General features: G+C 43.4%; 6 protein-coding genes and 1 pseudogene. 4 read left to right on the top strand and 3 right to left on the bottom strand.

Annotated elements, in window-relative coordinates; genetic code table 11:
- Positions 1-289: 289 nt before the first annotated feature.
- Entirely contained in the window at positions 290-700 is a 411-nt protein-coding gene (locus tag ACTID9_RS28670) for a DUF1398 domain-containing protein (protein ID WP_012775990.1), read from the bottom strand.
- Positions 701-985: 285 nt separating this feature from the next.
- Here ACTID9_RS28670 and ybcW point away from each other — a divergent pair, with 285 nt between their 5' ends.
- A complete protein-coding gene (ybcW, locus tag ACTID9_RS28665; RefSeq protein ID WP_001031427.1) occupies positions 986-1,192 on the top strand; it encodes a protein YbcW in 207 nt (68 codons plus the stop codon).
- Positions 1,193-1,356: 164 nt separating this feature from the next.
- On the opposite strand, the gene ACTID9_RS28660 is transcribed toward ybcW, so the two are convergent.
- Positions 1,357-1,551, bottom strand: coding sequence for a YlcI/YnfO family protein (locus ACTID9_RS28660; protein WP_001421937.1), 195 nt, complete (start codon positions 1,549-1,551; stop codon positions 1,357-1,359).
- Between the two features lie 434 nt (positions 1,552-1,985).
- Here ACTID9_RS28660 and ACTID9_RS28655 point away from each other — a divergent pair.
- The 3 genes and pseudogenes from ACTID9_RS28655 (at position 1,986) to rzpD (ending at position 3,227) form a co-directional block, all read left to right on the top strand.
- Positions 1,986-2,309: pseudogene (locus ACTID9_RS28655) on the top strand (phage holin, lambda family).
- Positions 2,293-2,769 carry a glycoside hydrolase family 24 protein gene (locus tag ACTID9_RS28650; protein ID WP_000229403.1) on the top strand — a complete coding sequence of 159 codons (477 nt, stop codon included), beginning with the start codon at positions 2,293-2,295 and terminating at the stop codon, positions 2,767-2,769. Before ACTID9_RS28655 ends, ACTID9_RS28650 begins: the two are co-directional and overlap by 17 nt.
- Entirely contained in the window at positions 2,766-3,227 is a 462-nt protein-coding gene (gene rzpD / locus ACTID9_RS28645; RefSeq protein WP_000092275.1) for a prophage endopeptidase RzpD, read from the top strand. The genes ACTID9_RS28650 and rzpD overlap by 4 nt, the downstream gene beginning before the upstream one ends.
- 31 nt (positions 3,228-3,258) lie before the next feature.
- Here rzpD and bor read toward each other — a convergent pair whose 3' ends face one another.
- Entirely contained in the window at positions 3,259-3,552 is a 294-nt protein-coding gene (bor, locus tag ACTID9_RS28640; protein WP_000738492.1) for a serum resistance lipoprotein Bor, read from the bottom strand.

Here is a 3,552-nt window from a genome sequence, read left to right as displayed (position 1 = left end):
GGTGTTATTCCCGATGCTTTTTGAAGTTCGCAGAATCGTATGTGTAGAAAATTAAACAAACCCTAAACAATGAGTTGAAATTTCATATTGTTAATATTTATTAATGTATGTCAGGTGCGATGAATCGTCATTGTATTCCCGGATTAACTATGTCCACAGCCCTGACGGGGAACTTCTCTGCGGGAGTGTCCGGGAATAATTAAAACGATGCACACAGGGTTTAGCGCGTACACGTATTGCATTATGCCAACGCCCCGGTGCTGACACGGAAGAAACCGGACGTTATGATTTAGCGTGGAAAGATTTGTGTAGTGTTCTGAATGCTCTCAGTAAATAGTAATGAATTATCAAAGGTATAGTAATATCTTTTATGTTCATGGATATTTGTAACCCATCGGAAAACTCCTGCTTTAGCAAGATTTTCCCTGTATTGCTGAAATGTGATTTCTCTTGATTTCAACCTATCATAGGACGTTTCTATAAGATGCGTGTTTCTTGAGAATTTAACATTTACAACCTTTTTAAGTCCTTTTATTAACACGGTGTTATCGTTTTCTAACACGATGTGAATATTATCTGTGGCTAGATAGTAAATATAATGTGAGACGTTGTGACGTTTTAGTTCAGAATAAAACAATTCACAGTCTAAATCTTTTCGCACTTGATCGAATATTTCTTTAAAAATGGCAACCTGAGCCATTGGTAAAACCTTCCATGTGATACGAGGGCGCGTAGTTTGCATTATCGTTTTTATCGTTTCAATCTGGTCTGACCTCCTTGTGTTTTGTTGATGATTTATGTCAAATATTAGGAATGTTTTCACTTAATAGTATTGGTTGCGTAACAAAGTGCGGTCCTGCTGGCATTCTGGAGGGAAATACAACCGACAGATGTATGTAAGGCCAACGTGCTCAAATCTTCATACAGAAAGATTTGAAGTAATATTTTAACCGCTAGATGAAGAGCAAGCGCATGGAGCGACAAAATGAATAAAGAACAATCTGCTGATGATCCCTCCGTGGATCTGATTCGTGTAAAAAATATGCTTAATAGCACCATTTCTATGAGTTACCCTGATGTTGTAATTGCATGTATAGAACATAAGGTGTCTCTGGAAGCATTCAGAGCAATTGAGGCAGCGTTGGTGAAGCACGATAATAATATGAAGGATTATTCCCTGGTGGTTGACTGATCACCATAACTGCTAATCATTCAAACTATTTAGTCTGTGACAGAGCCAACACGCAGTCTGTCACTGTCAGGAAAGTGGTAAAACTGCAACTCAATTACTGCAATGCCCTCGTAATTAAGTGAATTTACAATATCGTCCTGTTCGGAGGGAAGAACGCGGGATGTTCATTCTTCATCACTTTTAATTGATGTATATGCTCTCTTTTCTGACGTTAGTCTCCGACGGCAGGCTTCAATGACCCAGGCTGAGAAATTCCCGGACCCTTTTTGCTCAAGAGCGATGTTAATTTGTTCAATCATTTGGTTAGGAAAGCGGATGTTGCGGGTTGTTGTTCTGCGGGTTCTGTTCTTCGTTGACATGAGGTTGCCCCGTATTCAGTGTCGCTGATTTGTATTGTCTGAAGTTGTTTTTACGTTAAGTTGATGCAGATCAATTAATACGATACCTGCGTCATAATTGATTATTTGACGTGGTTTGATGGCCTCCACGCACGTTGTGATATGTAGATGATAATCATTATCACTTTACGGGTCCTTTCCGGTGAAAAAAAAGGTACCAAAAAAAACATCGTCGTGAGTAGTGAACCGTAAGCAATTGTGTTTGTTAGTCGCTTTTTTTTTTGGAATTTTTTTTTTGGAATTTTTTTTTTGCGCTAACAACCTCCTGCCGTTTTGCCCGTGCATATCGGTCACGAACAAATCTGATTACTAAACACAGTAGCCTGGATTTGTTCTATCAGTAATCGACCTTATTCCTAATTAAATAGAGCAAATCCCCTTATTGGGGGTAAGACATGAAGATGCCAGAAAAACATGACCTGTTGGCCGCCATTCTCGCGGCAAAGGAACAAGGCATCGGGGCAATCCTTGCGTTTGCAATGGCGTACCTTCGCGGCAGATATAATGGCGGTGCGTTTACAAAAACAGTAATCGACGCAACGATGTGCGCCATTATCGCCTAGTTCATTCGTGACCTTCTCGACTTCGCCGGACTAAGTAGCAATCTCGCTTATATAACGAGCGTGTTTATCGGCTACATCGGTACTGACTCGATTGGTTCGCTTATCAAACGCTTCGCTGCTAAAAAAGCCGGAGTAGAAGATGGTAGAAATCAATAATCAACGTAAGGCGTTCCTCGATATGCTGGCGTGGTCGGAGGGAACTGATAACGGACGTCAGAAAACCAGAAATCATGGTTATGACGTCATTGTAGGCGGAGAGCTATTTACTGATTACTCCGATCACCCTCGCAAACTTGTCACGCTAAACCCAAAACTCAAATCAACAGGCGCCGGACGCTACCAGCTTCTTTCCCGTTGGTGGGATGCCTACCGCAAGCAGCTTGGCCTGAAAGACTTCTCTCCGAAAAGTCAGGACGCTGTGGCATTGCAGCAGATTAAGGAGCGTGGCGCTTTACCTATGATTGATCGTGGTGATATCCGTCAGGCAATCGACCGTTGCAGCAATATCTGGGCTTCACTGCCGGGCGCTGGTTATGGTCAGTTCGAGCATAAGGCTGACAGCCTGATTGCAAAATTCAAAGAAGCGGGCGGAACGGTCAGAGAGATTGATGTATGAGCAGAGTCACCGCGATTATCTCCGCTCTGGTTATCTGCATCATCGTCTGCCTGTCATGGGCTGTTAATCATTACCGTGATAACGCCATTACCTACAAAGCCCAGCGCGACAAAAATGCCAGAGAACTGAAGCTGGCGAACGCGGCAATTACTGACATGCAGATGCGTCAGCGTGATGTTGCTGCGCTCGATGCAAAATACACGAAGGAGTTAGCTGATGCTAAAGCTGAAAATGATGCTCTGCGTGATGATGTTGCCGCTGGTCGTCGTCGGTTGCACATCAAAGCAGTCTGTCAGTCAGTGCGTGAAGCCACCACCGCCTCCGGCGTGGATAATGCAGCCTCCCCCCGACTGGCAGACACCGCTGAACGGGATTATTTCACCCTCAGAGAGAGGCTGATCACTATGCAAAAACAACTGGAAGGAACCCAGAAGTATATTAATGAGCAGTGCAGATAGAGTTGCCCATATCGATGGGCAACTCATGCAATTATTGTGAGCAATACACACGCGCTTCCAGCGGAGTATAAATGCCTAAAGTAATAAAACCGAGCAATCCATTTACGAATGTTTGCTGGGTTTCTGTTTTAACAACATTTTCTGCGCCGCCACAAATTTTGGCTGCATCGACAGTTTTCTTCTGCCCAATTCCAGAAACGAAGAAATGATGGGTGATGGTTTCCTTTGGTGCTACTGCTGCCGGTTTGTTTTGAACAGTAAACGTCTGTTGAGCACATCCTGTAATAAGCAGGGCCAGCGCAGTAGCGAGTAGCATTTTTTTCAT

Source organism: Brevibacillus fluminis (assembly GCF_052072235.1).
Classification (GTDB): Bacteria; Bacillota; Bacilli; order Brevibacillales; family Brevibacillaceae; genus Brevibacillus_D; species Brevibacillus_D fluminis_A.
Note: the sequence above shows the minus strand (reverse complement) of the source record. Positions and strands in the feature narration are given on the sequence as shown.